Origin of the sequence: Brucella sp. TWI559 (assembly GCF_039674265.1) — a bacterium.
In the GTDB taxonomy this organism is placed as follows: domain Bacteria; phylum Pseudomonadota; class Alphaproteobacteria; order Rhizobiales; family Rhizobiaceae; genus Brucella; species Brucella chromiisoli.
In genome coordinates this window covers 64740-82706 of record NZ_JBDJNE010000011.1, presented here as the reverse complement: position 1 = coordinate 82706, position 17967 = coordinate 64740, and the positions used below count along the sequence as shown (strand labels likewise).

Sequence of the window (17967 nt, the reverse complement as noted above, 5' to 3'; positions counted from 1 at the left end):
CCTATCTTTCTCAAGGGGACCGCGCCGCCCTCCCCGGCAAGCGCGCCCTTTAAAATATTCTGCCCCCCGCACCCCATTGTGCGGGGCGCTCACATCAGTGGCCGTGGCCGCGTCCGGGAACAACGGCGGGGCCGGCATCCGGCAGCATGTCCGGGCCGCGCTTCGCCCATTGGGCCTTCAGCGCAGGCACATCGACCTGCATGTCGTGCAACGGCGGATGGCCAGGAATAGCGTATTCCGTTTCCACCTGTGTGCCGCAGTTCGGGCAGCAGAATTCAAGGATGCGTACCCATTCCGGGTCCGGGCTGAAGGTGAAACGGTAGCGATCCGGGTCGATGATTGGCGGATGGATCTCGCGCGGATCGCGGTTATGAACCAACAGCCCTTCCTTGTAGTTGCCCTCAGCGGGGGCGATCTCGTGATCGCAGACCCGGCATTCCCATTTCTCCGTCTCAAGGTCGATGCGAAGATATTCGGTCATCGGAATTTTCATATGCTCAGTCCTCCCGTTCCAAAATGATGTCTCCCGCCTCCGAGACGACGAGGCCCCAACCCGCTGGCACGCGGGCGGTAAAATAATCCTCCTCAAGAATGGCGGGACCGGCGGCATAATCGCCCGGCGCCATCGAAGCGAGGCGATAGACCGGCAACTCAATGCGGCCCTTGCCAGCCACCAGAACCTTGCGCTGGCCATCGGCTTTCGCCTCGGCCTTACGCGGGAAGCCGACGTGGCGCGTCTCGTCCTGACGCAGGCTTTTCACCGCAGTCAGTTCCAGTTCGACCGTTGAAGCGCTTGCCAGCGCGGCTGGGAACTCGGGCTTGTCGCCCAGCGGGAAGACCTTCTCGCCCTCCGGAATCTCGGTGACGAGACGGGCCGAGACCACATAGCTGCCCTCCTCGAAGCCTTCGGCGAACATGTCGCGGGCGGCCTTGCGCTTCAGCGCGTCGAGGGCTGTGGCGAGCCCTGCCGTCGAGCGATCCTCAAGCATTGCCGCATAGCCCTGCGAAACATCGCAGGAGCCTATACCATAGGCGGAAAACACCGCCGCCATAGCTGGCACGGCAACCCGTCGGATGCCTGCCTTCTCGGCCACACCGCAGGCATTGAGCGGTCCAGCACCTCCGAAGGCGAGCATCACCGTGTCCGGTCCGATCCGCGTGAAGCGGTGCAGTTCCTCGGCAATCTTCGCTTCAAAGGCATCCGACATGGCAAGGATCGCCGTATCAAGATCGACACCCAGCGGCTCGGCGATATTGCTGAGAACGGCCGCTTCGGCGCGGGCGAGATCCAGCCCCATGCCGCCGCCGAAATAGGAAGTCGGATCGAACAGGCCAGCGAGCAGGCTCGCATCGGTGATCGTCGCCTCTTTGCCGCCGCGTCCAAAACAGGCTGGCCCCGGCAGGGCGCCAACGCTTTCAGGACCGATGGCGATCTTGCCGTCCTTGACCTTGAAGATAGAACTGCCGCCCGCGCCCGCGCTCATAATCTCGCAAAGCGGGAAGGAAACACTGATACCCTCGACGTGACCACGCCGGATTTCGGCAACCTTGCCGTCCGTGCACTGGCCAATGTCGGTTGTGGTCCCGCCAACATCAATAGACACAGCATCACGGAAACCGTAGAGCGCGGAAAAAGCCTTAACGCCCTCCATGCCGCCACGTGGACCCGACGAATAGGTCTTGATCGCCACCGTCTTCGCCACGCGCGAGGCATCGCCGTCATTACGGAAGATCAGCAGCGGATTCTTGGTGCGAAACTCCCTCAACCGATTTTCGGCGTTGTAGAGGAAGGCTTCCATCGAAGGATGCAGAAAGGAATTGATAAGCGCCGACCAGGCGCGGCGACCCGGATTGCGGTCGGAGGTAAGATCCGACGTATAGAGAACCGGAACGGCCCCCAGAAGATGGCGCGGATATTTACGCAGCACGATCTTCTTCACCCGCTCTTCAGCCTCGAGGAATCCCGCACCACCAAGTGCGATAACCAGGCGGTTCGCGCCCCTCGCCGCGAGCTGGTTGATGACCTTGACGACCTCCACCTCCGCTTCTGGCGCATCAAGCTTGGCAAGATCGATGAAGCTGACACGGTCGCCCACCAACGCCTCGAACACCTCGGGATCGTGCGCCTTCAACGCCGCAGGAAGCATCGTCGAACCGCTGTCGAGAATAAGACCCAGCTTCGGCCCCTTGCGCTCGCAAATGGCGTTGGTGCCTTGCGTTGTGGAATAGCGGATGAGATCGACCTCTTCGAGAAGCCTCTTTACATCCGCCGCGCCATAAACCACTTCGGATGCCTTTTGCAGCCCTTCGAAGAAGCACTTTGAAAGATCGTAAGGGGTGGTCAGAACCTTGGTTTTCTTTACACCGCCATCCGACATGATGCACACGTCGGTCAGTGTGCCGCCATTATCGATGTTGATTTGCAACGCCATCGCGCATTTCTCCTCCCGTTCCTGTCAGGCCGACCTTGCGGCCCGTTCGGCGCGTTCTTCGCGCCGGGCTTTGCGGTCGCGGCACGCGGCGGGCTCCTCCCCGCGATACCGGACCATCTGTCCCATGTGGCAAGAGAAGCAAGTTCCCTTCCACGCAGCGGCGCAGCCAGAGAAATTCTGTCAACTGATTGAAAGAGTTTGATTAATTTTCAGGTTCGTCTGACAAGACACGGCGCGCTCGACGTTGGCGCGTCCGGTTTTCGAACACTCGCACGGCGGCGGCGTCCTGAAGATGGAAGGTTAATGTTCGGCGACCATCTGCGCGACCAACCGCGTTGCATGGATCCAACTAGGGCGATATGATTCTATTTACGACCTGTTTCATGCAGTGCGCTGGGATTTTGCCGACCAAGTTCAGTCATCCGGTTATAAACACAGACGCCGATCCTTGCTTGTGTTCTCTGGCTATCAAAGATTCTCGTCTAGAATATTTCCAGTTTTGATTAAATCATTGGTAATGTTCTATTTGTTTGCTTTCACGCACTATCCCACGCAACACCGCTTCGCACTTTTGCTAGAAATACTCTAGCGCAGAAGCTTCAGACTGCCGGTAAGTGAGCGCACCCACTTTGCCGGACCTGCAAGCCCCAGGCCGTCAATGATTTCTGTCGCAAGCTCCTTTTGCGGCAAAGCCGCTTCATATTCAGCATAGATATGCAGCGGACGGGCAAAGGCTGGAAAAGCAACCACAGCCTGCCGTTGTTCATTAGTTGCCGCCTTCAACAAAATGGCTCGAATTGTGTCTGTATCAGCCTGAAGAATCGGAACAGGCCGATCTGAACTGATATCAATAACGATGCCTGTCTTATCAATCAGTTGCCGGGCTGCGATAAACGGTAACCTGGCACCAAGACCAATAGAGACAGCGCCAACCGTATTGGCCAGCAGGCCCAATGGCAGTTCCGGGTTGATAATGATTGCGATGCGTAAATCTTCTTGCATGAGAACCCCCTGTGGCAGATATTTCTCAACGAGAAATACACCGCATCCACAGGGCAATCCTGTCTATCTATGCTCATGAATTAAAGAATATGGTAGATGCTGTCAGAAAAACGTAAAATTTAGGTAGATTATTATGACCGTGCTCGACCCTTCCGATGTCAGGATTCTGGATGCATTGCAGGAGGATGGACGCCTGACCAATCAGGCTCTGGCCGATAAGATTGGCATGTCCACCTCTCCGAGCTGGCGAAAAGTGCGCAAGCTGGAAGAGGATGGCGTGATTGCTGGTTATCGTGCAACGCTTGACCGCAAGTCCATCGGCCTTGGCGTGATGGCTTTTGTACGCATCAAGATAGACAGCCACAGCGAAGCGGAAGCCGAACAGTTTGCTGCCGAGCTGATGGGGATTAATGAAGTCATCGCCTGTTACAGTATCGCCGGCGACGCCGATTTTCTGCTACAGGTTGTGTCACATGATCTCGACACCTATGCCGATTTTGCCATGTCAACGCTACGCCGCCTGCCCCGCATCAAGGAAATGCAGACGACCTTCGTTCTGAAAGAAACCAAGGGGTTTAAAGGCTTCCCGCTGCATTATATCAGCTCAGTGAAATCCGGCAGCTGAAAGTGCGGCGGGCTTTGGTCCACCATAGGCCCAATCAAGCAACTCTATTGTATGCACAATCGGCAACTGGCTGCCGGTGGCGATCTGCGTCATGCAGCCAATATTTCCTGTGGCAATCAAATCGGCACCAGTGGCCTCGATATTTTTGACCTTGCGGTCGCGAAGCTTTGTCGCAATTTCCGGCTGCATGATATTGTAAGTGCCTGCCGAACCACAGCAAAGATGCCCCTCCAAAGGCTCGCGCACCGTGAACCCTGCCTTTAACAGCAGATCTTTTGGCTGACGCACCACCTTTTGACCGTGCTGCATTGAGCAGGCCGAATGATAGGCAACGTTCAAATTCGCAAGTTTTGACGGTATTGGCATTTCGATTGAAGCCAGATATTCGGTTACGTCTTTTGCCAGTGCAGAAACCTTTGCCGCCCTGTCCTTGTAGGCAGGATCAAGCCGCAGCATATAGCCATAATCCTTGATGGTTGTGCCGCAACCTGATGTGGTGACAATGATGGCATCAAGGCCACCGGCATCAATTTCACGCGTCCAGACATCGACATTGTGCCGTGCCTGATTAAGGGCCTGTTCCTCACGTCCCATATGATGCACAAGCGAACCACAGCATCCTTCACCTTTTGGTGTGATGACTTCAATACCAAGCCGGTTAAGCAAACGCAGGGTCGCCGCATGAATGCCGGGGTTGAGGACTGGCTGCGCGCAGCCATTGAGGATTGCAACCCGGCCCCGCTTTTCCCCCTTTGCAGCACTCATAGTTTCAATTTTGCGCTTTGCAGGCAAACTTCTGGGGGCGAGTTCCAGCATGGCAGCGATGGGCTTTAACGTATCGCTTTTGCCAAACAGCGAGGCAAAGGGACGCCCCAGCCTTGCAAGCAGCAAAGCCGCACGAAAACGCGCCGGATAAGGCAAAATCTGCGCAAGAATGCCACGCAGAAAGCGATTCATAAATGGCCGCTGATAGGTCTTTTCGATATGCGCACGCGCGTGATCAATCAGATGCATATAATTGACGCCTGAGGGACAGGTTGTCATGCAGGACAAGCAGGAAAGGCAGCGGTCAACATGGCGCACGACTTCTTCGTCAGCCGGACGATTATTCTCCAGCATATCCTTGATCAGATAGATGCGTCCGCGCGGACTATCGAGTTCATTGCCTAACGTCACATAAGTCGGACACGTCGCTGTACAGAACCCGCAATGGACGCATTTACGCAGGATTTTTTCTGCCTCATTGACACCGGGATCGAGCAATTGCTCTGGCGTGAATTGGGTCTGCATGGTTCACACTCCCGCCTGCTCTGGGTAAATACGTCCCGGATTAAGAATATTCTCCGGGTCAAACTGATGTTTCAGCCGCTGTGAAAGTGCTGCAAGTGCAGCAGGTTGCGGCTCGAATACATCGATATTGGTTCGCAGACGTTCCGGTGCACGTACCAGCGTTGCATGCCCTCCGCCATGTCTGGCAATCAGCGCCCGCAAAATCTGAGCCTCCGCTTCCGCTTCCATCCGCAACCAGATCAGCCCGCCCTGCCAGTCATAATAAGCATCCGCACCCGCATAACGGCGGAACGCATCCACCATTTTCCAGCCTTGCATCGGTGCCATCGACACACGCCAGACTGCGCGTTGATCGCCATCCTTCACAAAAGGCAACACATCGCGTACCTCGCGCCAAAGCTGACGCGACGGACTATCATCCAGCAAATCGATGGTAATGCCACGCCCCAGCAATGCCTGCAATTGGCTGCAACGGTGTTTTACCGATGGTGCAAAGCCTTCAAGGCGCAAGATTGTTGCAGCTTCCCAGCCGAGCTTGCCATCAAGAAACCGATTGGCGACAGTGGGCGGCAAATGGGCCGCAGATGCCACCTCCTCGCGTGATCCCATTGCCAGAGCCATCACACGGGTTGCAGTTTCATCATCCAGCCCGCGCACGGCAAGCGTTGCCACAGTTTCAGGCGCTGGCAGCACTTTGAAGGTGACTTCGGTCGCAACGCCGAGCGTTCCCCACGAATTGGCCATGCCCTTTGACAAATCATAACCGGTGACATTCTTGACCACGCGTCCGCCGGATTTAAACAACTCTCCGTGCCCTGAAACAACCCGCACGCCCAAGATATGATCGCGTGCGGCTCCCGCCTTCAACCGACGTGGCCCCGACAGATTTGCGGCCAACACACCGCCAATGGTGCCCTGCCCCGCTTGGCCACCAAGCAGGGGGCCATAATCCATCGGCTCAAAGTGAAAGCACTGCTTGTTATCGGCCAAAAGCGTCTCAATCTGGGCTATGGACGTTCCGGCCTTGGCGCTAAGCACCAGTTCGTTGGGTTCATAAAGCGTGACACCGGTTAACCCGGAAACATCCAGCACCGCAGCTGTTGCCATTGGTCGACCGATAGCGCGCTTGCTGCCACGACCAATAATTTCAAGCGAACTGGCCCCTGTCAAAGCCCATTGCACGGCTTCAACGACACCTTTTTCATCCTGTGGTTTGAGTATATTCATGTCATTCATCATCAAAACCACAGCTCAGAAACGGGGAACATCAGGGAAGGCCAGCTCGCCGCGATGCACATGCATACGGCCAAGTTCAGCGCAACGGCGCAATTGCGGGAAGACCTTGCCCGGATTGAGCAAGTGCTTGGCATCAAACGCACATTTGACCCGCATCTGCTGATCAAGATCAATCTCATTGAACATAACCGGCATCAGGTCTCGCTTTTCGATGCCCACGCCATGCTCGCCGGTCAGCACTCCACCAACCTTCACGCAAAGCCGCAAAATATCCGCACCAAAATCTTCCGCAGCCTGCAATTCACCGGGAACATTGGCATCATAAAGGATCAGCGGATGCAGATTACCGTCCCCCGCATGAAAAACATTGGCGACCCGAAGCCCATATTTTTCCGACAGATCGCGCATACCGGACAGCACACGCGGCAATTCCTTGCGCGGGATCGTTCCATCCATGCAAAGATAATCCGGCGAGATGCGCCCGACCGCCGGGAACGCTGCCTTGCGCCCGGCCCAGAAAGCCAGCCGTTGCTCTTCTGATTGCGAAAGCGTGCACGTGGTCGAACCATTTTTAAGTGCAATGCTTTCGACTGCGCCAATCAGATGATTAACCTCGACTGGTGGACCATCCAGTTCGACAATCAGCAACGCCTCAACATCCAGCGGATAGCCAACACGGACAAAATCTTCCGCAGCCTGAATGGCAGGACGATCCATCATTTCCATGCCGCCGGGGATGATGCCAGCGCCAATAATATCGGCCACACATTGACCCGCCTGCTCGCTTGAGGGAAAGCCAATCATCACGGCCCGTGCCGTTTCGGGCTTTTGCAGAATGCGAACGCTGATTTCCGTTACAACACCCAGCAGGCCTTCCGACCCAGTCATAAGGCCCAGTAGATCATAGCCCTCACTATCGAGGTGCTTGCCGCCAAGTCGCAAAACTTCGCCTGTGATCAGCACCATTTCAATGCCGAGCAGATTATTGGCCGTAAGCCCATATTTCAGGCAATGCACACCACCCGCATTTTCCGCGACATTGCCGCCGATGGAACAGGCAATCTGCGACGACGGATCAGGCGCATAATAATACCCCTCATGTTCGACGGCCTTTGTAATACCAAGATTGGTCACGCCCGGCTGCACCACGGCCACACGATTGGGATAATCGATTTCCAGAATACGGTTAAAACGCGACATGACCAGAAGAACCGCATCGGCCAGCGGCATCGAACCACCCGACAGCGATGTGCCAGCACCGCGCGGCACAACGCGAATTTCATTCTCATAGCAATAGCGCAGAATCTGCGACACCTGTTCGACCGTCTCAGGCAGAACCACCACAAGCGGCAAGGTACGATGCGCGGTCAGACCATCGGTCTCAAACACCCGCATAGCATTCGTTGCATCGACAACCCCCTCGCCCGGCACGATTCTCCGGAGATCGGCAACAATCTGCTCCCGCCGGCCAAGAACTGCAGCGCTCGGCTTTGGCATAATCAATCCGCTCATGTGATACTCCGCCTCCCCAGTCTTTTTATACTATGCCTTGATGAAGTGGTAATAATATTTTACCAATCAGAAAATAGCGAAACAGTTTTTACGCTGCGGCATAATCGCCTTGCGATCTCTCACGCGCCTCGGCTAGATGAGTCACAAGAATATCTGCCGGGAAGAATTGGAAACTATCATGATGAGCAGTCTGGCCGATATGGAGATTTTCGCACGCGTTGTCGCAACCGGAAGCATGTCGGCAGCCGCACGCGATCTCGGGCTGTCACCAGCGGTTGTTTCCAAACGGCTGGGCCGTCTTGAAGAGCGCCTTGGCACGCGCCTTTTACAAAGAACGACCCGCCAGATTGCATTGACTGAAGCAGGGCACGGTTATCATGAGCGTGTGCTGGCCATTCTGTCCAACATCGAAGAAGCGGAAGCTTTTGTGGCGCGGCGCTCGGCCAATGCGCGCGGCACCTTGAAAATCTCGGCCCCCACCACATTCGGACGCATGCATATTGCCCCCTATCTGGTGCCGTTCATGCGTGCCAATGCAGACCTCACCGTCAATATGCAGCTCTCTGATGAAATGGCGGATATTGTCGGCGATGGCTATGATCTTGCGATTCGTATTGGCGAATTGTCAGATTCGACCCTCGTTGCGCGTCGTCTGGCACCCGTGCGGCGTATATTGGTGGCTTCGCCGCACTATATTGCCGAACGTGGCATGCCCGAAAAAATTGAGGATCTACACGCGCATATCTGCCTCGCTCCGCATAATAATGATCCGTGGCGGCTGGAAGGACCAAAAGGACCGATCACCATTCGCCCGCAAGGCCCGTTACAAACCAATTCGAGCGAATTGGTGCGCGAGGCCGTGCTTGCTGGCCTTGGCATCGCACAGCGTTCAACATGGGACATCGGTCCCGACCTTGCCACGGGTAAGCTGGTGCAAGTGCTGCCAGAATATGCCGCATCGCGCAATGTCGCTGTTCATGCTGTGTACCCCTCCAAGCAATTCCTGCCGGCAAAAGTGAGACTTTTCATCGATTATCTGGCTGACCTTTATGGACCCGTTCCCTATTGGGAAAGCGGCAGTTCTCCACAAGGCCTCTCTAAATAATAGACGGGACAGGCGTGATTGCTTATGAACCCCGTCGGCTTATAGCCGCATCGGCCAAAAAGTTGATGCCATTCGCCTGACAATATTAAGGAATGAAAATGAAGACAGCTCCCCGCCTTATTCTTGCACTCGTCGTGGCCGTTATCGTCGGTTGTGGCTTCATGTTTTACGACAAGTCCCGCGGCGCAGAATGGGTCGTCTCCCCCCAGCAGATCGAACAGGCGAAGGCCGAAGGTAAAGCCGGTTTCGAAAGCCGTCCGGGCACCGTAACCGTTCTTCCAATCCGCAGCGAAACGGCCGACGTGCTGCCATTCAAATGGGCAATGTATGGCCTCGTTGCCGGTCTTGTTGTTTTTGTCTCTGGCCGTAAGCGCAAGAAGGCCTAATAACAATCCAACCGTTTAAGATGCTCGGATATATAGTTTCTGGCCTGTTGGAAAAATTTCAACAAGTTCAATAAAACGTTGTATTCGGACGCAATTGTGCAGCGAGTTCAGATCTGATTGAATCAGATATGAACTCGCTCTGAATCCTTTTACTGGAAGCATAATCTTATCAATACTCGTTTCACTGCGGCAGGACTTATGCTCTGCGGAAACGGCATGCAGTGCCAAAATTTTGCTCTGCCCTCTTAAAACTGCACCGTTTATGATTAGAGTTTTCCGCGCAATTTTTACTGGCTGGAGCAGGCAGAAGATAGAACATGACGTTCAACCGTGATTTTCTGAGTGTCACAATTTGCGCAAAGCAATAGCACTGCTGAAGACCTGTTTTACACCGTCTGACTTCAGCCTGTGGCTAACAGCTCAACCCACCACGAAACCCAATAGCTTACAGGAAGCAAAACATCTTTAGCTCACAGATGTTTACCAAATTAACAAATAGCTGAGGCATTTTAAGGTTTCCAATCAATTTGGCTGAAGCCTGTCTAAATCGTCAAACCCTATTTTGAACAAGGTTTGATTACCGTAGAAATTTACTGCTCCGCATCAATTAAAAAGACAAATTTCGACTGTCATCAATACCAAGTTGATTTATAAAATAACTATATATAATAAATATTTTCAATATTAAATAAAATTTCAATTTTTAACGGAAGTAAATTTTTTATCACAATATCATATTAATATATACAACAGAATATCCGAATGATATTACAAAAAACAACTAAATAATATATTTTGCATCCAAAACAACACTTCGTAAATATACAAAGTAATCAGAAATACAATGGCATTTTAAGAACGCAATACATCTATAATATTAAATAAAAAAATATCACTATTATATATATATTAAAAAAATAAGGCAACCATTACGATGTCATACAGTTTTATAGAAAAAAATAATACAAATAGTTATTTATCTATATCATCCACACAAGGAGCCGCCTGCGTGGATGGGATACATAATATAACACTTGCCAACGATCTTGTTACCGTACGGGGTATTCCGGCGCACTCAATCACAATATATACGGACGGTGATGGCTATATATTAAGCGACCCTCTTAGAAGAAAAATTACCACACTCTCACTTAATGAGCGTGGCTATGGTTTCGCGCAACTCTGTCGAAACAGTGATTCAAGCTATGCACCGCTAAAAGTTACAGCCTATGACACGGTATGGGATAAAGAGCCTGTGTCCGCTTTGGCATCTTATGACACCTACCGACGGGGACCCGGGCGATTCCATGCTATAAACTATACAAGCGGCGCTTTGACCGTCGACGGTTCATACTGTTCTATATTTCTGTATATCAACAATATAATACCTGGAAAAAAGACAATAATTACCCAAGTTAATGTAAATCCTATGTCTATGGATTTGGAGATATTAAATCCAAACTATAATGGTGCCATTAACCTGGAAAGTGACTCTTCAGTATCTATTGATATATTTAGTCGATCTTCAGGAAAAAAGCGCGTTTATATTTCCTTGGATGAATCCCCTGATGGCGAATTTCTCGTCATTGATCTAATTTTTAATGTAACAATATAATTTGTTTATGGAAAACCCAATGGAAAAAATAATATCACTGGACACGAGACTCTTCCCTCCCGAATTACCGCAAAGTGTAAACGGCACAATTGATATAAAAAATTTACCGCAAGACAATATAGTGGTTATAGTGAAGCCTTATTATAATATAAGCACTGGCGACAATGTAAGAGTGCTATTTGGAGAAATAGCATCCCCACCATACATAGTGCTAGATGGACCAACACAGGGTCCAATGTATTTTAACTTCAGTATAGACAATATACCAAACGGTAATTACAATGTATACTATACAGCGATAGATTATTCAACGAATGCGTCGTACTCTCCATACGTGCCAATTCTGGTTAAGAACTCTAGCTGCAATTATTATCCAGCCCCAGTGTTCCCGGATTATCCATATAATATAATTGGAATTCAATCAGCTATAAAATCCAATGGTGTCACAATGCGCGCATTTTATAGCGAAATGGCAACGGGTGATATAGTTACCTTCTCCTGGAGAGGGACAGATATGTATGGAAACGACGTACCCGCCTCATACTTCACAAAACCGGTAACTGTTGATTCACAAAATGTGGCTGACAAATATGTGGACGTGCAAATACCTTTGAATAATATTATTATTTTAGAGAATTTTGGTACTGGTTATGCGAGCTATAAGGTCAGCTTATGGTCCGGAGGCGGTGAATATGCGTCCAGCATGACCAACGCACAGATCGTCTGGGGCGACATTGATCAATTGCAGATTTCTGTGACTAACGGCGCCCCTCCTAGATCAAGTCAATCATGTCCCTACCTACTTACCATGAACACGGGCACTGTTTTTGGTCCACCCGGCGCTTCATTGAGCATAACAGCTACAAATGGGGCTGTTGTGGCTGACCCTAACGGAACCGATAAGCAGGATTACATACGCCTCGATGAATTCGGTTTAGGCAGGTTTTCTATCTATACAACGTCAGTCAATCCAGAGGACTGGCAGCCTTTTGTAATTGCAGAGTCGACAACAGGTAACTTACCTAAATCTGCGAACACCAAGACAAACTTTTACCCTTATCGGGTAGGGACAGCAGGAATTAAAGCTTACGGCTTTACGACAATGGCCGCCGCTGACGGTATATCGCCATGCTCTATCTACATATTGGGAGATGGTAGCGTGCAATCTATCGATGCTTTTGGCGAAGGTGATTTTATCATCAATGGGCGCTCTAATAATATTAAAACATCATTAAATGCAGATTATAGCTGTACCATTAACATCGTCTCCGACATTGCACAGAAAATAACGATCACGTTGAGAGGTTCTGATAATTTAAAAGATTTACTAAATATCAATATAGAGTTTATCGAACCGTTATCTTTACTTGGATCAACTCTGCTTACAACCGCAGGATCAGATTTATCCCCAAGTTGATTTCCCCGTTTAGATTTTTAACCCCAGACGTTGATGTTGCCATATTTTCCCAAATATGGAGGGATGGCTATGGAATAGAGTTCTACACAGGAGGCAGCAGAAATCATCTCAATGATGAGTCCGAAGCGGGATCTTTACCGTTTCTGGAATGGTGCTTCATTCGTTCGGGGGAGATGGCGGCCGAGCATAGCGTCGTACGCTTGGTCCTTTCGGCGGCAAATTGATTAGCGATGCGACGGGGCATCTTGAAGCCTTCGGCTTCATCCCAGCTGACGTTCAAGAATGCTTCGAAGCCGCTCCGGCTTAATGGGTATTCAAGCGGCCTTTTAGGTCCTTTAAAGGCCACTTAACAAAAATGAGTTTGTCTAATAACCAGCGTCAAAATATCAGAAACGAGCGACACGCTACAATGACAAATGATAAAAAAGCTGAAAAAAGTCAATGAAATCAATGCTAATGGCGGAGGGGGTGGGATTCGAACCCACGGTACAGTCTCCTGCACGCCGGTTTTCAAGACCGGTGCCTTAAACCGCTCGGCCACCCCTCCAAGTATTTGCAATGGTTGTACTTTTCTCGGTTTCAGAAAAGCCTCAAATCAGTGATTGCTACCGATTTGCTACCCATTCACTCAGCGAGTGACTTCTTAGCAGCTTTTATAGCGGCGTCAACTTGTTCTACAGCATTTGCCTGCATTCCCAGCATGACATGTGAATAAAGGTCAAGCGTGATGCCGATTGTGGAATATCCGAGCCCTTCACTGGCAATCTTTGGATGAACGCCAGCGGCCAAAAGCTGGGTTGCATGAGAGTATCGCAGATCGTGAAACCGGATGCGCAGAAGCCAAGCCTTTGCGACAAGCCTAACCCAAGGGGCAAAACCGGCTCCGCTTAAGCTGGGCTGCAAGTTCAATTGCTTCTGTCACCGATCCGAAGACCCAGCAGGACCGCGAAATAACCGATGACAATACTGAGAACCAAATAAGCGAGTGCGGATACCAGTCCCGCCGTTGATCCAGACATAAGAACGTAAGCGCCGTAGACAAAGCTGGAAAACGTGGAAAGCCCACCCATCATGCCCGTAGCGACCAGTGTATTGACCTCTGAGCTGAGAGTGCCTTTTTTATAAAGCCCAGTGGCCAGGCCAAGCAAAAATGATGCGACAATATTCGCGACTAAAATTGACACCGGAATACCATCGGATAGAGCCGGTACGCCTAGCATCAGAAACTCACGAAGCATGGCACCTATCGCGCCACCGACAAAGACGAGTATGATTGTATTAATCATTGTTCTTCCCTCATCCTATCCAGCTTGCTAACAACGCGCCAAATGCGGCTGCCGATAATCCGACGAGAACCGATCCCACCAAATAAGCGATTGCCAAGCCACGATTATGATCGCGAGCCAGCTTGACCGCATCAAGCTGCATTGAGCTGAATGTGGTGTAACCGCCGAGGATACCGGTCAAGATGCCAGATTTTAATACATCTCCAAAGCGATCGTACCATTCCACTGAGAACAGCACCGATAAAAAGCCAATAACGAAAGCACCGCTCACATTGATTAGAAATGTTCCGAGGGGAAATTTGCCATTGTAGCTTTCGCCAACCAATTTGCCGACCCACCAGCGAAACAGCGAGCCTAGTCCACCGCCCAAACCGACCCATAGAATGTCTAATGGCTGCATTCACTTCCCCGGAAAAGCATCAACTTTCATACCCACCATCTGTAGATTGAAAAAAGACGGTCGCACAAGCAGAATAGTAAGTGAAGAGGCTGCAACCCGGTTGCTACCATTTTGCTACCCAACTCGGTAGCAAGATCGAAGACAGGGCAGGACAAAAGCGGATAATGACCGCGACAAGGCTATATGTTCTGGGAGTTTGAATATGGAGGAATAAAAGGGCGTACGGCTATAACCGAATTTCAAGACCCGCGCCTTAAACCGCTCGGCCCTCTTCCGCGTCTGCATGAAACAGATTTGAGTGCCTCGTTATCGTTATCAAACAGCAGCGTCAATCTGCCACTTGCAGTCATTCGCCAGAAAATGACTCAATACCTTGCTCTTCGAATGAATGAAGCTTAAATTTGAGTAAATAAATCATAAAGAAAAGGGAACCAATGAGCTTGGAATCAGTAAAAGCTTTTTTTGCGAATAAGGCGCCAGAAATCCAAGTGATTGAACTGCCAACCAGCACCGCGACTGTCGCACTTGCTGCGGAAGCACATGGTGTGGAGCCGGGCCAGATCGCAAAAACGCTCTCGTTTTCGACAAAAGACAAAACTATCCTTATCGTTACCCGCGGAGATGCGCGTATCGATAATCGCAAATTCAAGGACCAGTTCGGAACCAAGCCACGCATGTTGGACGCTGAAACTGTGCTGATAGAAACCAGCCATCCGGTTGGAGGTGTCTGCCCTTTCGGATTGCCACGGGAAATGCCGGTTTATTGCGATTTATCGCTCAAAAATTTTGATGAAGTTGTTCCCGCTGCCGGGGCGACCAACAGTGCCGTCAGGATATCCCCTCTCAAAATAGCCGAGCTTGTTTCAGCCGAATGGGTCGATGTCTGCCAATGATGAAACGCCGACATCGAAAATGTCGGCATCAAAATGGCGTAATGAAATGTTTTTTGCCCTTTAAAGGTGATAAAGCACTTCATATATTTTAAGAATAGTTCTAAAGTGGATTCGAGGCAAATGCATTCGCTTGGCGCATATCCCAGAAATTCCGGGCATCCGGGCGGGATTGTGGCTTAACCAAAAGCAGAGTTTTCCGATTGAGACATCAATATGGAACACTTGAGGATGCGTTGAAAGGAATAGTTGATGCGTCTTACTCGTCAGACAAATTATGCCATTCGCATGCTTATGTATTGCGCTGCCAACGAAGGCAAACTGAGCCGCGTTCCAGAAATCGCCCGTGCTTACGGCGTTTCGGAATTGTTTCTCTTCAAGATTTTGCAACCGCTTGTCGAGAACAAGCTGGTGGAAACAGTGCGCGGCCGCAATGGCGGTGTACGTCTGGGGCGTGAGGCGAAGGATATTTCTCTGTTCGATGTCGTGCGCGTCACAGAAGAAAATTTTGCGATGGCAGAATGCTTTGAAAACGATGCCGCGGAGTGCCCACTCGTGGATAGCTGTGGTCTTAATTCTGCATTGCGTGAAGCGTTGAATGCTTTCTTTGGCGTGCTGATGAAGTACAGCATAGACGATCTGGTCAAAGCGCGCCCGAATGTCCGCGCTCTGCTCGGTCTTGATGAAGACCTTGAGACTGCCGAGCGGATTGCGAGCTAAACGCTCAAAATGACGACATAAAAAGCTGAAAATCATCATGGTTTTCAGCTTTTTTGTTGGAAAACGTTTTATATGGTCGCCGAATAGGCCGATTGCGGCAGCACGAACGGAACACCCTTCACAGGCGGAACGCCAACGCGCAGCGAACATTCATAAACGCGCTCCAATCGATCATCGGTCAAAGCCTGCTGCGGTGTATCAATCGTATCGAGCATGCCCTTATGCATGACTGCAATACTGTCTGCAAACATGGCAGTCAGATTGAGATCGTGGAGAATGGCGATAACGCCGCCGCCAGACGCTGCAAATTCACGAGCGATCTCCATGACTGTGATCTGATGCTTTATATCAAGACTCGAAATCGGCTCGTCCAGAAACAGATAGCGTGGTTTTCCGTCCACAACCGGTTTCCAGACCTGACACAATACGCGTGCAAGCTGTACGCGCTGTTGTTCTCCCCCCGAAAGCTCCTGATAAAGCCTGCCGCTAAAGCCTGAAAGATCAACCTTTTGCAAGGCAAGATCAGGCAACCTCTCCTGTTCGGCGCCGCTCACGCCACTGAAACCACCCGTCAATCCGATATGCACAATCTCACGCACAGTAAAAGGAAATGATAATGCACTGGCCTGCGGGAGCACGGCGCGGCGTGCTGCCATGCGCCATGGCTTGATTTTGGAAAAATCCTCGCCGTCAAGAAAGGCTGAGCCTGTATAGGGCAGATCACCTGAGAGCGCACGCAACAGCGTAGTTTTACCGGAGCCATTGGGGCCGACAATAGCTGTCACCGCCCCCGGATGAGCAACAAAATTGATATTTTCGATAATTTTCTTGCTGCCGATGGAAACGCTTAAATTTTTAGTCTCTATCATATCAGGGCCTCACAGATCCAGAACGCCGCGCTGACGCAGCAATATCCAGAGGAAAAATGGTGCGCCACAAACGGCTGTAATGATACCAATCGGCAATTCGGCAGGCGCAACAATCGTACGGCTCACAGCATCTGCCAGCAGCAGCAGGATCGCGCCTAAAAGTGCCGATGCGGGCAATAGATAACGGTGATCCGGCCCGATGCTCAGACGCAGCATATGGGGAACAACAATGCCGACAAAACCAATACCACCCGATATGGCGACTGTTGCACCCGTTGCAGCGGCCACCGTCACAATCGCGACATTCTTGATGCGCTGAACCGGAATTCCAAGGTGACCGGCAGTCGCCTCCCCCAGTGCCAGCGCGTTAAGTCCGCGCGCAAGAAACGGCGTTGCAACAAGCACAACCGCAATAATAGGGCCGGCAGTGCCAATTTTACCCCATGTCGCACCAGCCAGTGAACCAAGCCCCCAGAACGTTAGATCGCGTAACTGGCGATCATCGGAAATGTAGATAAGCGCGCCTGTGGCAGCACCGGCCAGCGCGCCGAGCGCGATGCCAGCAAGCAACATGGTCGCGACGGATGTGCGCCCGCGCCGGGTCGCGACACGATATAAAAGTAGCGTACTGGCAAGCCCTCCAACAAATGCCGCCATGGGGAGCGCATAAAGACCAAGAAGAAGGTAAAGCGGCGCAAGCATTGTTCCGCCAAGCACGATCATCGATACAGCGCCAAGACTGGCACCGGCAGAAACACCGACGAGACCGGGATCCGCAAGGGGATTGCGGAATAAACCCTGCATAACGGCACCAGAAACAGCAAGTCCCGCCCCGACCAGCATTCCCATGAGGATACGTGGCAGACGTATTTCCATGATGATCATATGATCGCGCCGGAATGCTTCAATGCTTTCGGGCGCACCATAAACAAGAGCATGAAGAACAGTCATAACGGAGGCATCAGAAGCCCCGGCTGTCAGGCTGAAAAGTGCTGTCAGACAAAGCACGATCGCCAGACCAATAATTGCCAGACGCGCGCGCGTGGAGCGATCCCCAGCAGAGCTGTTTCTGGTTTGATCACGCATAGCAAAGCCTCCGGCCTGTGCGGTGCGGTCTTGACTGGTCATTTCAATGTGTCCTTGTTGCGCGGTTCTGCGACATGCCTGCAAATGCTTGCGCAA

Annotated in this window: 18 protein-coding genes and 1 tRNA gene; 7 read left to right on the top strand and 12 right to left on the bottom strand. The window is 51.4% G+C overall.

All coding sequences use genetic code 11. The annotated features are described in order from the left end of the window. Positions 1-94 precede the first annotated feature (94 nt). The 3 genes from ABE530_RS14210 to ABE530_RS14200 form a co-directional block, all read right to left on the bottom strand. Positions 95-493: an acetone carboxylase subunit gamma gene (locus ABE530_RS14210; protein WP_147179462.1), complete on the bottom strand. Its 399-nt coding sequence runs from the start codon at positions 491-493 to the stop codon at positions 95-97. 4 nt (positions 494-497) lie between these two features. Next, positions 498-2432 (bottom strand): hydantoinase/oxoprolinase family protein, encoded by a 1935-nt coding sequence (locus ABE530_RS14205; protein ID WP_499694922.1) that lies wholly within the window; start codon positions 2430-2432, stop codon positions 498-500. 585 nt (positions 2433-3017) lie between these two features. Then, on the bottom strand, positions 3018-3434 hold the full coding sequence (locus tag ABE530_RS14200) for a DUF2000 domain-containing protein (RefSeq protein WP_396997202.1): 417 nt from the start codon (positions 3432-3434) through the stop codon (positions 3018-3020). A 133-nt stretch (positions 3435-3567) separates the two neighbouring features. Between ABE530_RS14200 and ABE530_RS14195 the strand changes: the two genes are divergently transcribed. Next, positions 3568-4059 carry an Lrp/AsnC family transcriptional regulator gene (locus tag ABE530_RS14195; RefSeq protein ID WP_499694921.1) on the top strand — a complete coding sequence of 164 codons (492 nt, stop codon included), beginning with the start codon at positions 3568-3570 and terminating at the stop codon, positions 4057-4059. Here ABE530_RS14195 and glcF read toward each other — a convergent pair. Genes glcF through ABE530_RS14180 form a run of 3 tightly spaced genes read right to left on the bottom strand, consistent with a single transcriptional unit; the run spans position 4039 to position 8097 of the window. Further along, the gene (glcF, locus tag ABE530_RS14190) at positions 4039-5349 is read right to left on the bottom strand and encodes a glycolate oxidase subunit GlcF (RefSeq protein WP_499694920.1); all 1311 of its coding nucleotides are present in this window, start codon (positions 5347-5349) and stop codon (positions 4039-4041) included. The genes ABE530_RS14195 and glcF overlap by 21 nt on opposite strands. Positions 5350-5352: 3 nt before the next feature. Beyond that, positions 5353-6585, bottom strand: a complete 1233-nt coding sequence (gene glcE, locus ABE530_RS14185; RefSeq protein WP_499694946.1) for a glycolate oxidase subunit GlcE — start codon at positions 6583-6585, stop codon at positions 5353-5355. Positions 6586-6600: 15 nt separating this feature from the next. Next, positions 6601-8097 (bottom strand): FAD-linked oxidase C-terminal domain-containing protein, encoded by a 1497-nt coding sequence (locus ABE530_RS14180; protein ID WP_499694919.1) that lies wholly within the window; start codon positions 8095-8097, stop codon positions 6601-6603. Between the two features lie 178 nt (positions 8098-8275). On the opposite strand from ABE530_RS14180, the gene ABE530_RS14175 reads away from it, so the two are divergent. The 4 genes from ABE530_RS14175 to ABE530_RS14160 all read left to right on the top strand — a co-directional run bounded on the left by ABE530_RS14175 (position 8276) and on the right by ABE530_RS14160 (position 12620). Then, the gene (locus ABE530_RS14175; protein WP_499694918.1) at positions 8276-9202 is read left to right on the top strand and encodes a LysR family transcriptional regulator; all 927 of its coding nucleotides are present in this window, start codon (positions 8276-8278) and stop codon (positions 9200-9202) included. A 98-nt stretch (positions 9203-9300) separates the two neighbouring features. Next, the gene (locus tag ABE530_RS14170; RefSeq protein WP_499694917.1) at positions 9301-9588 is read left to right on the top strand and encodes a hypothetical protein; all 288 of its coding nucleotides are present in this window, start codon (positions 9301-9303) and stop codon (positions 9586-9588) included. 934 nt (positions 9589-10522) lie between these two features. Next, entirely contained in the window at positions 10523-11203 is a 681-nt protein-coding gene (locus ABE530_RS14165) for a hypothetical protein (RefSeq protein WP_499694916.1), read from the top strand. A gap of 19 nt (positions 11204-11222) precedes the next feature. Then, positions 11223-12620 (top strand): hypothetical protein, encoded by a 1398-nt coding sequence (locus ABE530_RS14160; protein ID WP_499694915.1) that lies wholly within the window; start codon positions 11223-11225, stop codon positions 12618-12620. Positions 12621-13077: 457 nt separating this feature from the next. Here the strand turns inward: ABE530_RS14160 and ABE530_RS14155 are convergent. The 4 genes from ABE530_RS14155 to crcB all read right to left on the bottom strand — a co-directional run bounded on the left by ABE530_RS14155 (position 13078) and on the right by crcB (position 14306). Continuing rightward, a tRNA-Ser gene (locus tag ABE530_RS14155) sits at positions 13078-13167 on the bottom strand. A 77-nt stretch (positions 13168-13244) separates the two neighbouring features. Next, a complete protein-coding gene (locus ABE530_RS14150; RefSeq protein WP_499694914.1) occupies positions 13245-13523 on the bottom strand; it encodes a tyrosine-type recombinase/integrase in 279 nt (92 codons plus the stop codon). A 2-nt stretch (positions 13524-13525) separates the two neighbouring features. Beyond that, on the bottom strand, positions 13526-13906 hold the full coding sequence (locus ABE530_RS14145; RefSeq protein ID WP_265983955.1) for a CrcB family protein: 381 nt from the start codon (positions 13904-13906) through the stop codon (positions 13526-13528). 10 nt (positions 13907-13916) lie between these two features. Next, positions 13917-14306 (bottom strand): fluoride efflux transporter CrcB, encoded by a 390-nt coding sequence (gene crcB, locus ABE530_RS14140; protein WP_265983954.1) that lies wholly within the window; start codon positions 14304-14306, stop codon positions 13917-13919. A gap of 434 nt (positions 14307-14740) precedes the next feature. Between crcB and ABE530_RS14135 the strand changes: the two genes are divergently transcribed. Continuing rightward, positions 14741-15199, top strand: a complete 459-nt coding sequence (locus ABE530_RS14135) for a YbaK/EbsC family protein (protein ID WP_265983953.1) — start codon at positions 14741-14743, stop codon at positions 15197-15199. 249 nt (positions 15200-15448) lie between these two features. Next, positions 15449-15916, top strand: a complete 468-nt coding sequence (gene rirA, locus ABE530_RS14130) for an iron-responsive transcriptional regulator RirA (RefSeq protein ID WP_265983952.1) — start codon at positions 15449-15451, stop codon at positions 15914-15916. Between the two features lie 68 nt (positions 15917-15984). Here rirA and ABE530_RS14125 read toward each other — a convergent pair whose 3' ends face one another. Together ABE530_RS14125 and ABE530_RS14120 are read right to left on the bottom strand one after the other, a co-directional pair. Next, on the bottom strand, positions 15985-16785 hold the full coding sequence (locus ABE530_RS14125; protein WP_499694913.1) for a heme ABC transporter ATP-binding protein: 801 nt from the start codon (positions 16783-16785) through the stop codon (positions 15985-15987). Positions 16786-16794: 9 nt separating this feature from the next. After that, on the bottom strand, positions 16795-17913 hold the full coding sequence (locus tag ABE530_RS14120) for a FecCD family ABC transporter permease (RefSeq protein WP_499694912.1): 1119 nt from the start codon (positions 17911-17913) through the stop codon (positions 16795-16797). Positions 17914-17967 lie beyond the last annotated feature (54 nt).